The following is a 15,894-nucleotide window of genomic DNA, read 5'->3' as shown; positions in this document are numbered from 1 at the left end:
TCAGTTGAAGCTTGGCGGTTGCGACAGGTCGGGCTGTGGCGTTGCCGGCTTGGCCGGCGGCGCGTCGCCGAAGCTCGGCGGCTGCGACAGATCGGGGGCGGCGGGAGCCGTGCCGCCGCTGGCAGGCGCTGCGCCATCCGCCGGCGGCGTGCCGAGCGGCGACAGGCCGGGCATCTCCGGCACCTGGTAGTCGATCGTGCCCGGATCGACGGTCGTTCCCTTGTAGTGCATCACCATTTGCGGGAAGGCGATGGTCAACCCGATCATGATCACCTGGATGCAGACAAAGGGCACCGCGCCCCAATAGATCTGCCCGGTGGTCACCGGCGCGATTTGTTTGCCGGTGAGACGATCGAGATAGGGCACGCGCGCAGCCACCGAACGCAGGTAGAACAGCGCGAAGCCGAAGGGCGGGTGCATGAAGCTGGTCTGCATGTTGACGCCCAGGAGCACGCCGAACCAGATCAGGTCGATGCCGAGCTTGTCGGCGGCGGGCGCCAGCAGCGGTACGATGATGAACGCCAATTCGAAGAAGTCGAGGAAGAAAGCGAGGAAGAAGACGAGCATGTTGACGCCGATCAGGAAGCCGACCTCGCCGCCCGGCAGCGACGTCAAAAGGTGCTCGACCCAGATGTGGCCGTTGACGCCGTAGAAGGTCAGTGAGAACACCCGTGCGCCGATCAGGATGAAAAGCACGAAGGACGATAGCCTTGTCGTCGAGGCCAGTGCCTGCTTGACGACGTCAAGCGACAAGCGCCCCTTTGCCGCCGCCATGATCAAGGCGCCAACGGAACCCATGGCGCCGCCTTCGGTCGGCGTGGCGATGCCCAGGAAGATGGTGCCCAGCACCAGGAAGATCAGCGCCAGCGGGGGGATCAGCACGATGATCACCTGCTGCGCGAGCCTGGACATCATGTTGAAATTCAGGCGTTTGTCGGCAATGGCGACGATGTAGATGAACAGGACTCCGGCAGTCGCGCCGAGAATGTCGGCATTGTCGCCATGCGCCGGCGCCAGATAACGATATGCCGCATAGGAAACCGCTGATGTGACGAGCAAAGCCACCAGCAGCGACATCACGCCATGGCCGAGTGTACGGGCCTCGAGCGGCAGCGCCGGCATCGAGTTCGGCCGGATGATCGACATGATCAGGATGTAGGACATATAGAGGACGGTGAGCACGAGGCCGGGGATCAGCGCGCCGGCATACATGTCGCCGACAGAACGGCCGAGCTGGTCGGCAAGCACGATCAGCACCAGCGACGGCGGGATGATCTGGGCAAGCGTGCCGGAGGCGGCAATGACACCGGATGCGAGCCGGCGGTCATAGCCATAGCGCAGCATGATCGGCAGCGAGATAAGGCCCATGGCGATGACGGAAGCCGCCACCACGCCGGTGGTCGCCGCCAAGAGCGCGCCGACGAAGATCACCGCATAGGCAAGGCCACCGCGGATTGGCCCGAACAGCTGGCCGATCGTGTCGAGCAGGTCTTCGGCCATGCCCGATCGCTCGAGCACGATGCCCATGAAGGTGAAGAACGGGATGGCCAGCAGCGTGTCGTTCGACATCACCCGGCTGCCGTAGAAATTATCCGGCAATGCGTGCAGGAGCGGCCAGGCGAGGTTGATCGATCCTCCGGAATAAGGCGACAGCAGCACGCCGATGAAGAAGAACATCAAGCCGTTGGCGGCCAAGGAAAAAGCGACGGGGTAGCCGATCAGCAGGAAGATGATCAGCGAAGCGAACATGATCGGTGCCATGTTCTGCGCGATGAACTCCATCACGAGCGCACCTCGTCGGCCAGCGCCTTGGCTTCGAGTTCGGCCTGTTCATGCACGGAAATGAACGGATTGGGATCGTCCATGTCGCCGCGCATGATGGCGATCTTCTTGATGATCTCGGAGGTGCCCTGCAGCGCGAGCAGGAAAAAACCGACGAGCAGGATGGCCTTGGCCGGCCAGATGATCAGACCACCGGAATTGTTGGACATCTCGCCGCTGCGAAACGACAGCGACACATAGGGCACGAAATAGATCACCATCAGCGTCACGAACGGCATCAGGAAGAAGAGATGCCCGAGCAGGTCGATCCAGTGCTGCACGCGGCGTGAAAACAGGCCGTAGACGATGTCGATGCGGATATGTTCGTTCTGTTTCAGCGTATAGGCGGCCGCCAGCATGAAGGCGGCGCCGAACAGATACCATTGCAGCTCGAGCCAGGCGTTCGAGGAAATGTCGAACACCTTGCGGATAATGGCGTTGGCGGCGCTCACCAGGATCGCCAGCAGGATCAGCCACGATATCCATTTGCCGATGAATTCGTTGGCGCGATCAATAGTCCTGGATAGAGCGAGCAGCCCTGCCATGCATTCCTCCCTGTACCGGAGGCGTGCCGGCTCCCCCCTTTTTGTCCGTCACGCCGCGTGGTCCAACGGTATGCCGCGCGTGGACTGACGGGTCAACAAGGATAGAGGCAGCAAATGTCATCGCATGGCAGACAGTGCCCAATAGCGGTGATCTGCCCCGGCGTCATGCAACCAAAGTCTGACGTTTTCAGGCGATTTTGCCGGTGTCGCGGCCGGCGCCGATCAGGATCAGCGTCGTGACCAGGAACAGATACATCCACGCATCGCGCCATTCGACCGGGAAATAGCCGGCCCACAGCGATTCGGCCATGCCGAAGGCGGCCGCGCCGAGTGCCGCGCGCGACGGGGAGAGATAGCCGCCGACCGCCGTCACGAACAGGATTTTCAGGCCGTAGACGAGGCCCGAGCCGAAGCTGACATTGCCGTAATAGAGCCCGGCCATCACACCGGCCAGCGCGGCGCAGAAGCCGCCGAACAGGACCGCGTGCCGGAACACCGCGCGCACCTCGACGCCGCACATAGCGGCTGCCTTGGGGTCGTCGGAGACGGCGCGCCAGCGCCGTCCGAAGCTCGACCGGGCAAAAGCCCAGCTGGCCAGCGCGATTGCCGTCACCACCACGGCGCAGTCGATGAGCTGGATGAGCGTCAGCGTTGCCCTGAAGGTGGCGCCCTGCGCGAAAACGATAGGCTGCGCCAGCATCGGCGGCAGCCACAGATCGTGCGTGTCGGCGGCGATGCGGCTCGCTTCGGACAGCAGCAGCAGGATGCCGAGCGTCGTCACCACAATTGCATTGGGCGTGCGGTCGGCCAAAGGTTCGAAGACACTGCGCGACAGCACGTGGCTGATCAGCGCGGCATAGAGGAACGCAGCGACGACGCCGAGCGCCACCGCCGCCAGCAGCGTCAGCCACAGCATCTGATAGCCGAAGGCCGCGGTCAGGATCATCGTCTGGCCGCAAAAGGCGAACAACGCGCCATAGGCGAGATTGGTGCGGTGCAGGATGCCGTTGGTCAGCACATAGCCAAAGGCGAGCAGCGCATAAAGCGCGCCCGAATGCAGCCCGTTCAGCACCTGCTGGAAGAAATAGAGCATGCAAAACCTCGAAGCATGCCGCCCAAAAGTGCGAAGCGGTCCTGGCCAACGACAGGCTCAAAAGGCTGCGAAGATCATCGCAGCCCAGAGTGAGGGTGCATCGCTGAATCTAACTTGTCAAATATGATTTATGGGTTAGATTTTCGCCATGACGGTATCCTGGACCCCGCACCGCTTCACCGGCGGCCTGCTTGCGCTCGACACAGCGAACACCGTCGTGCTGCGCGGCGATCCGGGGCGAACCTTCGATCGCTTCGACGATCCGGCCGAGATTGCCCGCTTCGCCGATGCGGCGAGCCGCTTTCGCGCTGCCGAACTTGGCGATAGGCCATTGGCGGTATCCTCGGCGGTGGCGATCGCACCCGTCGTGCTGTCGATCCGCGAGGCGACTGACCGGCTGTTTCGTGATGCGGCGTCGAAGGGCGCGGTTGCCACCACTGATCTGCCCGGATTCCTGAGAGCCTGCGCCGATGGCCTTGCTGGCAGCCGGACCGACATCGGTGCGCCGGGGAGACCGTTCGGTGATCCCCTGACGCCGATCGCCTTCGAGGCGGCACTGGCGGTTTCGGCGTTGTCGCTTCTGCGTGACGACACCGTCGCGAGGCTGAGGATCTGTCCCAATTGCACCTGGCTGTTCGTCGACAGAAGCCGCAATTCCAGCCGCCTTTGGTGCGACATGGCGGTGTGTGGCAACAGGCAGAAGGCAAGCCGTCACTATCGTCGCCGTCGCATGGCGGAAAATGAGGTCAAGAATGCGTAGCGGCCTTTCCCGTTCGATCCTTGTCGGCGTGGCACTCATCGCAGCCGTTGCGCTCGGCGCCTGCCGCGATATCGGCAATGACGAAGGCAAGCTGTTCGAGATTTCCGGTAAGATATTCGTCTTCAACTACCGCCTCGCAAGGGCGACTTATGTCGTGACCCTGCGGCCGCTGAAGCCGATGGGAGAGGGCCAGGTCGCGGTCGCCAGCTTCCAGGATCCCGCCGGCGGCGCGCCTCTGGTGGTCGAGCAGAAGGTCTGGCCGAAGCTCGACAAGGTGACGCTGGAGAGTCCGGCACTGACCTGCGTCGTCAAGAACAAGCCCTATGCGATTGCCATCAGCATCAAGGGCGCCGACGGCGCGGTCCTGCAGAAGATCGACACCACGCTGATGTCGACGGAAGACCAGTCGATCCTGCCCGACCGGCCGCTGGTCATCGACCAGCTCTACACCGCCAATCCCGATCTCGTCGGCCATCCCGACGGCAAGCTGCCGGGCGAACCGAAGCCGGATTGCTCGAAGGGCGGCTGACGCGTCGTGGCCATCCGGGCCGCAGCTGAAATTTTCGTGCGCCGGGCAATATCCGCGGACCGGTTTCATACCCGATTCAGGATGGCCGCGGACTGTTCGTTGCGCGTTGCCTGGCATCTGCGATTTTGTTTGACCTGCCTTGCAAGGGGAGAAAGGATGCGTCATCCGACCCCGACGTTGGCTGCCTGCCCCGCGTGGCCTCCGCAGAGGAAATGCCTGATGACGCTGCACGACGTCGCGCTCGACGACAAGTTCGATCTCGCAAAGGAGCGCATCTTCCTGTCTGGCGCGCAGGCGGTCATTCGCATGCTGCTGATGCAGCGCGAGCGTGATCGCCGCGCCGGCCTGAACACGGCCGGCTTCGTCTCCGGCTATCGCGGTTCGCCGCTCGGCGGCCTCGACATGCAGCTTTGGAAGGCGAAGAAACAGCTCGCCCAGGCTGACATCGTCTTCCAGCCGGGTCTCAACGAGGAGCTTGCCGCCACCGCTTGCTGGGGAACGCAGCAGACGGAACTGCTGGGCGAGGGCACTCATGACGGCGTCTTTTCGGTCTGGTACGGCAAGGGACCGGGTGTCGATCGCTCAGGCGACGTGTTCCGCCACGCCAACCTCGCCGGATCGTCGAAGCATGGCGGCGTGCTTGCGCTGATGGGCGATGACCATATGGCCGAATCCTCGACCAATGCGCACGCCACCGAATTCCTGTTCGTCGACACGATGGTGCCGATCCTCAATCCCGCCGGTGTCCAGGAGATCATCGATTACGGGCTCTACGGCTTTGCCATGTCGCGCTTTGCCGGTACCTGGGCGGCGATCAAATGCGTCAAGGACAACATCGAATCGACGGCCTCGGTCGATGCCTCGCTCGAGCGGCTGAACATCGTCGTGCCGGATTTCGACATGCCATCAGGCGGTCTCAACATTCGCCACGAGATCGATATGCTCGGTCAGGAGGAGCGGCTGCATGAGCACAAGCGCGCCGCGGCTTCCGCCTTCATCCTTGCCAACGGGCTGAACCGCATCGTCTATTCGGGCGGCCGCAACCCGAAGATCGGCATCATCACGCTGGGCAAGAGCTATCTCGATGTCCGTCAGGCGCTGGAGGACATCGGCATCGACGAGGCGGCCGCCAACCGCATCGGCGTGCGGCTGTTCAAGGTCGGCTGCCCCTGGCCGCTCGACCTGCATCACATCGCCGATTTCGCCCGCGGCCTCGACACCATTGTCGTCGTCGAGGAGAAGCGCTCGCTGATCGAAGTGCAGCTGCGCGAAAGCCTTTATGGCACTGCCACCCAACCGGTCATTATCGGCAAGAAGGACGAGCGCGGCGACTGGCTGTTTCCGGCCAAGGGCGCGCTCGATCCCAACGAGATCGCCATTGCGCTTGGCGAGAGGATCGTCAGGACCATCGGCCCGTCCGAAGAGATTTCGGCGCGGGTGGCGAAGCTGCGCCAGTTCCAGGCAATGCTCACCGAGGCCACCGACATCGGCTCGCGCACACCGTTCTTCTGTTCCGGTTGCCCGCATAATTCGTCCACCAAGGTGCCGGACGGCTCTATCGCCGCGGCCGGCATCGGCTGCCACTTCATGGCGCTGTGGATGGACCGCAACACCGTCGGTTTCACGGCCATGGGCGGCGAGGGCGCGCAATGGGTCGGCCAGGCGCCGTTCTCCAAGCGCGAGCACATCTTCCAGAATCTCGGCGACGGCACCTACAACCATTCCGGTACGCTGGCGATCCGCTTCGCGCTGTCGAGCGATGCCAACATCACCTACAAGATACTCTACAATGACGCCGTCGCCATGACCGGCGGCCAGCCGCACGAAGGCGGCCTGACCGTCGACATGATCGCCAGGCAGGTGCGCGCCGAAGGCGTCGACCGCATCGCCATCGTCACAGATGAGCCCGGCAAATATGCCGGCAAGGCCGAATTCCCGGCCGGCGCCACCATCCATCACCGCGACGACCTCGATCTCGTCCAGCGCGAGCTGCGCGATGTCAAAGGCGTCTCCGTGCTGCTCTACGACCAGACCTGCGCCGCCGAAAAGCGCCGCCGCCGCAAGCGCGGCACCTTCCCCGATCCCGACAAGCGGGTCTTCATCAACGAGCTGGTCTGCGAGGGCTGCGGCGATTGCGGCGTGCAGTCGAACTGCGTCTCGATCCAGCCGGTCGAGACCGAATTCGGCCGCAAGCGCAAGATCGACCAGTCGAGCTGCAACAAGGATTTCTCCTGCGTCAACGGCTTCTGCCCGTCCTTCGTCACTGTGCACGGCGCCAAGATCCGCAAGGCCGAGGGCCTGGCCGGCAAGGCCGATCCGCTGGAAGGCGTGCCTGTGCCGGCGCAATTCCCGCTTGGCGAGCAGGGCTGGGCGGCGATCATCGACGGCGTCGGCGGCACGGGCGTCGTCACCGTAGGTGCGGTGCTTGGCATGGCGGCGCATCTCGAGGACAAGGGCTGCGGCATGATCGACATGGCCGGCCTCGCCCAGAAGGGTGGCTCGGTGTTCACGCATGTCCGCATCGCCCGCACCCCCGACGACATCCATGCCATCCGCGTTTCGGCCGGCAAGGCCGATCTGGTGCTTGGCTGCGATCTCGTCGTGTCGGGCGCCAAGAAGGTGCTGACCGCGGTGCGCGAGGGCCACACCATCTTCGTCGCCAACACCGCCGAGATCATGCCTGGCGAATTTGCCCGCTCGGCGGATTTTTCGTTGCCGATAGAGCGGCTGAAAAAGGCGATCCGTGCGGCCGCGGGCGACGACAAGGCGCATTTCTTCGACGCCACCCGCACCGCCACGGCACTTTTCGGCAACTCGCTCGGCGCCAACATGTTCATGCTCGGCTTTGCCTTCCAGCATGGCGGGCTGCCGCTATCCGCCGAGGCGGTCGAGAAGGCGATCGAGCTCAATGGCGAAGCCGTGGCGATGAACGTCGCCGCGTTCCGCTGGGGACGTCGCGCTGCCCATCAGCCGGAATTCGTGCGCGGCCTCGTTGCCCAGCCGGGTCCAGCCGTCGCTGGAAAGGCCGGCCCGGGCACGGATGTCGCCGAGACACTGGACGATATCATCGCCCGCCGCGTCGCCTTCCTGACAGCCTATCAGAACGCCGCCTATGGCAGGCGTTATGCCGAAAAACTGGCCGTTTTGCGCGCCGCCGAAGCGAAGGCCATACCCGGGTCGACCACGGTGTCGCAGGCCGCCGCCAGGAACCTGTTCAAGCTGATGGCGATCAAGGACGAATACGAGGTGGCGCGTCTTTACACGGACGGCTCTTTCGCCGCCGAACTGGGCAAGCAGTTCCAGAGCTACGAAAGGCTCGAATTCCACCTCGCGCCGCCGATCATGGGCCGTCGCGGCAATGACGGAAGCCCTAGGAAATCGAGCTTCGGCCCGTGGATGATGAAGGGTTTTCGCCTGCTGTCGGCGATGAAGGGCCTGCGCGGCACCGCCTTCGACCTGTTCGGCTACACCGCCGAACGGCGCATGGAGCGGCGGCTGCTGGCGCAGTATGAGGCGGATCTGGAGCTCATCGCCGGATCGCTGGCCCCGGCCAGGGTCGATGCGGCCGTTGCGCTGGCCTCGGTGCCGGCCCTCATTCGCGGCTATGGTCACGTCCGTCGAGCCAGCGCCGACAAGGCTTCGAGCGAACGCCAAAGGCTGCTCGAACGCCTGTCGAGTACGCCGGCGCGGCCGAAACTTCAGGCCGCGGAATGATCGATACGCCTTGTTTACCTGAACGACAGTTTCCTTGCTTTCCGTTGCGTCACCCGGCTTGACGGCAGGAGCGGCGGGGCCTCTCTAAATCTTTCTTAAGGCGGATGTGGCACTGCTTGGCTCCCCAGGGTTGGGATTCAGGCGTTGAATCTGATAAAGAAGAACGAGATTCCGGTCGACGTCTACATTCCGTTCGTGGAAACCTTGTTTCGCGACGGGTTGACGCTTTCGATAGGATTCTTTGCCCAAACCCTGCTGGTCGTGCTGGTTTACTGGAAAACCATGGATCCGGCCTATCTCGCCGTCACCCTCGGACTGCTGGCTGTCGCCTTCCTTCGTCTTCGCAACATCAGGAAATATCGTCACGCTCCTTCGCCTCAAAATTGGGAAGAGGCGCGTCGCCGCGAGAACGACTACATACTGTACGGCTCGATGCATGGCTTCATGCTTGGTGCCTTCTGCTTTGTCGGCATCTATCTTGCCTATGACCCGTTCGCGGAAATAGCTGCCGTCTGCGTGACGCTTGCCTCCGCCACGTCTATTGCTGGCCGCAACTATGGTTCGCCCAGGATGGTCGTGATCTTCATTATGACCATGACTTGGCCGATCTCGCTGGGCTTCATCCTGCGGGGCGATCCCTATCACTTCATTCTCGGCCTGCTTTCGGCGCCATTTCTTTTTGCCATCAAGCGCTTCGCCGATCTGGTCCGCGAGGTGCTTTTCGCCGCCCTGTCCGAGGAAAAAAAGGCCAATCGCATCGCCCAGCGCTTCAACCGAGCGCTCAACACCATGTCGCACGGCCTTGTCATGCTCGGCCCGGACGGCCGCGTCGCGGTGGCCAATGCCGAGGCCGCGCATCTGATGTCGCTCAAGTCGCCCGACGCGCTGCTCGGCCGGTCGATCCATGGTCTGTTGATGCGCGGTGTCGCCGGCGGCATGCTGGCGCCCAAGGATTGCCGCTACATCGAGGCCCAGCTGACGCGTGCCCTGCGCGAGGGCCGCGACCGCAAGGTGCTGGTTTCCCTCGCCAACGGCCAGCATTACGAGTTCTCGGCGCGCGAAGGCAGCCAGGAACTGGGCGTCATCACCTTCGAGGACGTCACCGCCCGTGTCGAGGCGGAAGACAAGATCCGCTTCATGGCACGTTACGACAACCTCACCGGCCTGCCCAACCGCGCCTATTTCCATGAACTGGTAGGCGAGGCCATGGTATCAGGCGATCGCGATCGTCTCTGCGGCCTTGCGGTGCTCGACCTCGACGATTTCAAGAGCGTCAACGACACGCTTGGCCATCCGATCGGCGATGGCTTGATCTATGCCGTTGCCGAGCGGCTTGCCGCCATTGCCAGGCAAGATATCACGGTCAGCCGTTTCGGTGGCGACGAGTTCATGATCTTCTTCGACCGCGTCGAGGATGAGAGCCATCTGACCAGCCAGCTCGACGAGATTTTCGCCGGCCTGCAAGGGGAAGTCGACGTCGCCGGTCACGGGCTGCGCATTCAGGCCAGCGGCGGCGCGGTGCTGTCACGGGTCAAGGATACCGATGTCGACGCCATGATCGTCAAGGCGGACCTGGCGCTCTACAAGGCCAAGGAGCTCGGCAAGAACAGCTGGCGGCTGTTCGAAGCCTCGATGGATGCCGCCTTCCGCAACCGTCAGCTGATGAAGGCGGACCTGCGTACAGCCGTGGAAAGCAAGGGCTTGAGGGTGGTCTATCAGCCGATCGTGGCGATGAGCACCATGCGTATCGCCAGCTGCGAGGCGTTGTGCCGGTGGGATCATCCCGATCTCGGGCCGATCTCGCCCAGCATCTTCATTCCTTTGGCCGAGGAAATGGGCATCATTTCCGAGATCAGCACCTTCGTGCTGCAGGCAGCCTGCGCCGAATGCGCCAAATGGCCGGACCAGACCAGCGTCTCGGTCAATCTCTCGGCCAAGGATTTCCGCAACCGCGACGTCATCCAGAAGGTTCGCGATGCGTTGGCCGGCTCCGGCCTCGCCGCCTCCCGGCTCGAGATCGAGGTCACCGAAACGGCGCTGCTCGACGACAAGTCGCTGACGCGCCAGTATATCGAGGAGCTGAAGCAGATCGGCGTACGCATTGCGCTCGACGATTTCGGCACCGGCTATTCGAGCCTGAGCTATCTGCACAAACTGCCGCTCGACAAGATCAAGATCGACCGCTCGTTCCTGATGGACGTCACCCAGAACCCCCGTTCGCTCGAGCTGCTCAAGGGTATCGTCAACCTATCGCGGCCACTGGGGCTTTCGGTCACCGTCGAGGGTGTAGAGACCTTCGAGCAGCTCAAGATACTGGCGCTGCAGGTCAAGCCCGACCTTGTCCAGGGGTTCCTGTTCGGTTCGGCGCTCAGCGCTTCCGGCATCGAGACCATGTCGAACACGGTATGGCCCTTCGCCAAGGACATCAATTCAGCCAAGAGAGCCGCACGCCGCTGACCGGTGCCGGGAAGAGTGTCGCCTTTTCATAAAAATTTACGGATCGTTAACGTTAATGATCGGTAAACGACGTGTGCTCCATTTTCATCTTTTACATCTCAGGGTCCCGTCGTAGGTTGAACTGCGGCGGAAACTTACGAGGGTTTGAGTATGGATGTGCAGTTGGAAGCGCTTGGCCATGTGGCGGGCGGGGGTGAAGAAAATTCGCCCGACAGCATGTCGAGTTTCGCCCGCAATGTTTCAGCGATGCTTGAGCGGACGGAATATCGCCGCTGCGACAAGGGAGAGGATCTCGAAGACATCTATAGGTTACGCTACAAATCCTATCGCTTGAATGATATGGTGCCGGAAAACCCGGAGCATATTGTGCATGACGAGCTCGACGAAGCTGAAAATTGTTCCAAGTTCGGCGTCTATATTGACGGCATCCTGGTCTCCACGGTGCGCATTCATCATGCCTGCCGGGCCACGCCGCAATCGCCGTCTACAACTGTCTACGGCGACATCCTGCGCCCGATGCTGGCTGCCGGGGCGCACTTTGCCGATCCGAGCCGCTTTGCTGCCGACCCAGACTGGTCGAAGGTCTATCCGCAGATCCCCTACCTGACGCTGCGCCTTGCCGGAATGGCCTGCTTCTACTTCGACGCACCTTACTGTCTCTCGACTATCCGGCCCGAACATGCGGGTTTCTACCGTCGTATCTACTGTTCTGAGCAGATCGGCGAACTGCGCGACTATCCAGGCCTGAACTACAAGGTCGTGCTCTATCGCGCCAATGTCGCTGCCATTCGCGAGCGGTCGTTCTCGCGCTTCCCATTCTTCCGATCCACATCTCTGGAGCAGCGTATGCTGTTCGAGACACCTGGTGCTGGAGAATTGGCGCCGCTGACCATCCTGCCGACTGCCAAATATTTTCGCGAAGCCGCCTGAGATTAGGCGTTCGCAGAACCACTGGAGCTTTCCGGCCGGATACGCGTTCTGATGGCTCGGCGCCTTGTCGTCCTCGCCATTGGTCGCCGAATCCACGGATATGCCAAAGGAACCCGTCATGACCATTTCCACACTTGCGCTCACCCCGCTTATCTCGCTGATCGCCGGCGTGCTGATCCTGGTCATGCCAAGGCTGTTGAACTACATCGTCGCGCTCTATCTGATCGTCGTCGGGTTGCTCGGGCTATTTCCGCACCTAGCCGGCTGAGGGCGCCGGCTTAGGCCACGCAAGCGTCTGCTTTCGAAGCATCTTTCCGCATCAAGCATCAGAATCCAGCGATCGGACTCCGTCGCGCGTTGGCAGCCGGCTTCAACCTTTCTTTGAGGCAGTTGTCCGCTGTTGTGCGGCAATAGCGCCATTGCTCTCGGCCCGGCTTTTCGCTATGTGCCTGAAAGATGTCTTCGAAGGGGTATTCCTATGGCTGATCACTCGCCGACCGGTCCTGTCGAACTGGGCGCGAAGATGGACTATGCCGAGCATGACCGCACCTATGCGGGCTTTCTCGCGCTGGCCAAATACGGATCGCTTTTCTGCGGAGCCCTGCTTCTGGCGATGGCCTTCGGCTTCTTCGCGGGCGGCTTCTTCTCGGCGACCATCCTGTTCGTGCTGATTATGGCCGTCGGCGCCTTTATCCTCCGATAGATTTTCCGACACCTTGTCCACGGCGCCGCCGCGAGGCCGGCCGGCGTCTTGCGGGAAATAGCTTCCGGCCGAAAGGATCATGCGGTGGGACAGACGGTTTTCATCCCTCGTGAGCTCGATGCCAACGAGCCGCGCGTCGCGGCCTCGCCCGATACGGTGAAACGGCTGGCGGCGTTGGGCTTCGACGTCGTCGTCGAGGCCGGTGCCGGTCTGAATTCGCGCATCGTCGATGCCGATTATGCGAGCGCCGGCGCCGCCATCGGCAAGGCTTCCGATGTCGCCAAGGCCGATGTCGTGCTGAAGGTGCGCCGGCCCGGTGATGCCGAACTGAAGAGCTACAGGCCCGGTACAGCGGTCATTGCCATCATGGATCCCTATGGCAACGATGCCGCTGTGGCAGCCCTTGCCAAGGCCGGCGTCACCGCCTTTTCGATGGAATTCATGCCACGCATCACCCGGGCGCAGTCGATGGACGTCTTGTCCTCGCAGGCCAATTTGGCCGGCTATCAGGCGGTGATTGACGGGGCTTCGGAATATGACCGCGCCTTGCCGATGATGATGACGGCGGCCGGCACGGTGCCGGCGGCGAAGGTCTTCATCATGGGCGTCGGTGTCGCCGGCCTGCAGGCGATCGCCACCGCGCGCCGGCTTGGTGCGGTCGTCACCGCCACCGACGTTCGCCCCGCCGCCAAGGAACAGGTCGCCTCGCTCGGCGCAAAGTTCCTTGCGGTCGAGGACGAGGAATTCAAGGCGGCCGAGACGGCCGGCGGCTACGCCAAGGAGATGTCTAAGGAATACCAGGCCAAGCAGGCGGCACTCACATCAGAGCACATCGCCAAGCAGGATATCGTTATCACCACGGCGCTGATCCCCGGCCGACCGGCGCCGAAGCTGGTCTCAGCGGCCATGGTCGCCTCGATGAAGCCAGGCTCGGTTCTCGTCGATCTGGCGGTCGAGCGTGGCGGCAATGTCGAGGGCGCCGAAGCCGGCAAGGTCGTCACCACCGCCAACAACGTCAAGATTGTCGGCCATCTCAATGTGCCTGGCCGCATCGCGGCGTCGGCCTCGCTGCTTTATGCCAGAAACCTGTTTGCCTTCCTGGAAACGCTGGTCGACAAGACGACCAAGACGCTTGCCATCAACCGCGATGACGATCTGATCAAGGCAACGATGCTGACCGACGGCGGCAAGGTGGTTCATCCGGCATTCGTGAAGTCTGACCAGCAGCCCCATGTCGAGCCGGCGGCGATCCCGGCCAAGACCATGGTCGCCGACGCTTCGCCCAAGAAAGCCGCGCCCAAGAAACCGGCCGCATCCAAGTCGCCCTCGTCGAAGTCGAAAGGCATTGCGTGATGGATCAGACCCTGCAGAAAGCCCTTGACCAGCTCGACCAGGCTTCCGCCGCCGTCCGGCTGGCGGTGCAAAACATGGCGACCGCGCCTGGTGGTGCCGACGCGGCGGGTGATGCTGCGCATGCGCTGTCCGGCGGCGCCATCGATCCCTTCGTCTTCCGCTTCGCCATCTTCGTCCTGGCGATCTTCGTCGGCTACTACGTCGTCTGGTCGGTGACCCCCGCGCTGCACACGCCGCTGATGGCCGTCACCAACGCCATCTCCTCGGTCATCGTCGTCGGCGCGCTGCTTGCCGTCGGCATCGCCGCCTCCGGCATTGCCGCGGGCTTCGGCTTCGTCGCGCTGATGCTGGTGTCGGTCAACATCTTCGGCGGCTTCCTCGTCACCCAGCGCATGCTGGCCATGTACAAGAAGAAGGACAAGTAGAGCGCCATGAACGCCAACTTCGCGTCCTTCCTCTATCTTGTCTCCGGCGTCCTGTTCATCATGGCGCTGCGCGGCCTGTCGCATCCGACCACCAGCCGCCAGGGCAATCTCTACGGCATGATCGGCATGGGCATCGCCATCGCCACCACGCTGGCGCTGGCAACCCCCTCGGCCGGCCGCTTCGGCCTGATCGTGCTCGGCCTGGCCATTGGCGGCGGCGTCGGCGCCGTCACCGCGCGCCGCATCGCCATGACCTCGATGCCGCAGCTGGTCGCCGCGTTCCACTCGCTGGTCGGCCTCGCTGCCGTCATGGTGGCGGCCGCCGCCATCTATGCGCCGGAAAGCTTCGGCATCGGCACGGATGGCGACATCCACGCCCAGGCGCTGATCGAGATGAGCCTTGGCGTCGCCATCGGCGCCATCACCTTCACCGGCTCGGTCATCGCCTTCCTCAAGCTCGACGGCCGCATGTCCGGCAAGCCGATCATGATCGGCGGACGCCACTTCATCAACGCGGCACTTGCCATCGCGCTCGTCGTGCTGATCGTGCTGCTGGTCACCACCGAGTCCAAGCTGGTCTTCTGGCTGATCGTTGCCGCCTCGCTCGTCCTTGGCGTCCTTCTCATCATCCCGATCGGCGGCGCCGACATGCCGGTCGTCGTCTCGATGCTCAACTCCTATTCGGGCTGGGCGGCGGCCGCACTCGGCTTCACGCTCGGCAATCTGGCGCTGATCATCACCGGTGCGCTGGTCGGCTCGTCCGGCGCGATCCTGTCCTACATCATGTGCAAAGGCATGAACCGAAGCTTCATCTCGGTCATCCTCGGCGGCTTCGGCGGCGAGACGGCAGCGGCCGCCGATGACGGCATCGAACGCACGGTCAAGCAGGGTTCCGCCGACGATGCCGCCTACCTCATGATGAACGCCCAGAAAGTCATCATCGTGCCGGGCTACGGCATGGCGGTTGCCCAGGCGCAGCATGCACTGCGCGAAATGGCCGACAAGCTCAAGGCCAATGGCGTCGACGTCAAATATGCCATCCATCCGGTCGCCGGCCGCATGCCCGGCCACATGAACGTGCTGCTCGCCGAAGCCAATGTGCCCTACGACGAAGTGTTCGAACTCGAGGACATCAACTCGGAATTCGCGCAAGCCGATGTCGCCTATGTCATCGGCGCCAACGACGTCACCAACCCGTCCGCGCGCGACGACAAGTCTTCGCCCATCTACGGCATGCCGATCCTCGACGTCGACAAGGCCCGCACCTGCCTGTTCGTCAAGCGCTCGCTCGGTTCCGGCTATGCCGGGATCGACAACACGCTGTTCTACAAGGACGGCACCATGATGCTGCTCGGCGATGCCAAGAAGATGACCGAAGAGATCGTCAAGGCCATGGATCACTGATCCGACCACGGCGCGACGGAAGCAAACAAAAGCCCGGCCTTGCGGCCGGGCTTTTGTTTTGGGCGTCTTGGCCGGATCAGCGGCTGGTGAGGAACACCGCTTCCTCGTCGTCGCGCTGCCTGCCGCCGAGAGCCGCGGCGGCGCTGGCGATGAAGGCGCC

Annotated in this window: 13 protein-coding genes; 10 read left to right on the top strand and 3 right to left on the bottom strand. The window is 62.9% G+C overall.

The annotated features are described in order from the left end of the window. The 3 genes from EOB59_RS13860 to EOB59_RS13850 form a co-directional block, all read right to left on the bottom strand. Complete coding sequence (locus EOB59_RS13860; protein ID WP_189526169.1) at positions 1–1,785, bottom strand: TRAP transporter large permease subunit; 1,785 nt, start codon at positions 1,783–1,785, stop codon at positions 1–3. Further along, a complete protein-coding gene (locus EOB59_RS13855) occupies positions 1,782–2,366 on the bottom strand; it encodes a TRAP transporter small permease subunit (RefSeq protein WP_128288569.1) in 585 nt (194 codons plus the stop codon). Before EOB59_RS13855 ends, EOB59_RS13860 begins: the two co-directional genes overlap by 4 nt. A gap of 187 nt (positions 2,367–2,553) precedes the next feature. Further along, positions 2,554–3,459, bottom strand: coding sequence for a branched-chain amino acid ABC transporter permease (locus EOB59_RS13850; RefSeq protein ID WP_128288568.1), 906 nt, complete (start codon positions 3,457–3,459; stop codon positions 2,554–2,556). Positions 3,460–3,607: 148 nt separating this feature from the next. Between EOB59_RS13850 and EOB59_RS13845 the strand changes: the two genes are divergently transcribed. The 10 genes from EOB59_RS13845 to EOB59_RS13800 all read left to right on the top strand — a co-directional run bounded on the left by EOB59_RS13845 (position 3,608) and on the right by EOB59_RS13800 (position 15,734). After that, a complete protein-coding gene (locus EOB59_RS13845; protein WP_128288567.1) occupies positions 3,608–4,219 on the top strand; it encodes a CGNR zinc finger domain-containing protein in 612 nt (203 codons plus the stop codon). After that, positions 4,212–4,748, top strand: coding sequence for a hypothetical protein (locus tag EOB59_RS13840; RefSeq protein WP_128288566.1), 537 nt, complete (start codon positions 4,212–4,214; stop codon positions 4,746–4,748). The genes EOB59_RS13845 and EOB59_RS13840 overlap by 8 nt, the downstream gene beginning before the upstream one ends. 219 nt (positions 4,749–4,967) lie before the next feature. Next, positions 4,968–8,462: an indolepyruvate ferredoxin oxidoreductase family protein gene (locus tag EOB59_RS13835; protein ID WP_128288565.1), complete on the top strand. Its 3,495-nt coding sequence runs from the start codon at positions 4,968–4,970 to the stop codon at positions 8,460–8,462. A 144-nt stretch (positions 8,463–8,606) separates the two neighbouring features. Then, on the top strand, positions 8,607–10,919 hold the full coding sequence (locus EOB59_RS13830) for an EAL domain-containing protein (RefSeq protein ID WP_127321216.1): 2,313 nt from the start codon (positions 8,607–8,609) through the stop codon (positions 10,917–10,919). 150 nt (positions 10,920–11,069) lie between these two features. Next, entirely contained in the window at positions 11,070–11,849 is a 780-nt protein-coding gene (locus EOB59_RS13825) for a hypothetical protein (RefSeq protein WP_127267397.1), read from the top strand. A gap of 118 nt (positions 11,850–11,967) precedes the next feature. Then, a complete protein-coding gene (locus EOB59_RS13820; protein WP_013528205.1) occupies positions 11,968–12,117 on the top strand; it encodes a DUF3096 domain-containing protein in 150 nt (49 codons plus the stop codon). A 210-nt stretch (positions 12,118–12,327) separates the two neighbouring features. Beyond that, on the top strand, positions 12,328–12,552 hold the full coding sequence (locus tag EOB59_RS13815) for an aa3-type cytochrome c oxidase subunit IV (protein ID WP_127267396.1): 225 nt from the start codon (positions 12,328–12,330) through the stop codon (positions 12,550–12,552). 84 nt (positions 12,553–12,636) lie between these two features. Beyond that, positions 12,637–13,905 (top strand): Re/Si-specific NAD(P)(+) transhydrogenase subunit alpha, encoded by a 1,269-nt coding sequence (locus tag EOB59_RS13810; RefSeq protein WP_128288564.1) that lies wholly within the window; start codon positions 12,637–12,639, stop codon positions 13,903–13,905. Continuing rightward, the gene (locus tag EOB59_RS13805; protein WP_023813594.1) at positions 13,902–14,330 is read left to right on the top strand and encodes a proton-translocating transhydrogenase family protein; all 429 of its coding nucleotides are present in this window, start codon (positions 13,902–13,904) and stop codon (positions 14,328–14,330) included. Before EOB59_RS13810 ends, EOB59_RS13805 begins: the two co-directional genes overlap by 4 nt. A 6-nt stretch (positions 14,331–14,336) precedes the next feature. Continuing rightward, a complete protein-coding gene (locus EOB59_RS13800; RefSeq protein ID WP_127808200.1) occupies positions 14,337–15,734 on the top strand; it encodes an NAD(P)(+) transhydrogenase (Re/Si-specific) subunit beta in 1,398 nt (465 codons plus the stop codon). The last annotated feature ends 160 nt before the right edge of the window (positions 15,735–15,894 follow it).

This window comes from Mesorhizobium sp. M7A.F.Ca.MR.176.00.0.0, assembly GCF_004023165.1.
In the GTDB taxonomy this organism is placed as follows: Bacteria; Pseudomonadota; Alphaproteobacteria; order Rhizobiales; family Rhizobiaceae; genus Mesorhizobium.
The sequence above is the reverse complement of the archived record's forward strand: the minus strand, read 5'-3'. Positions and strand labels throughout refer to the sequence as shown.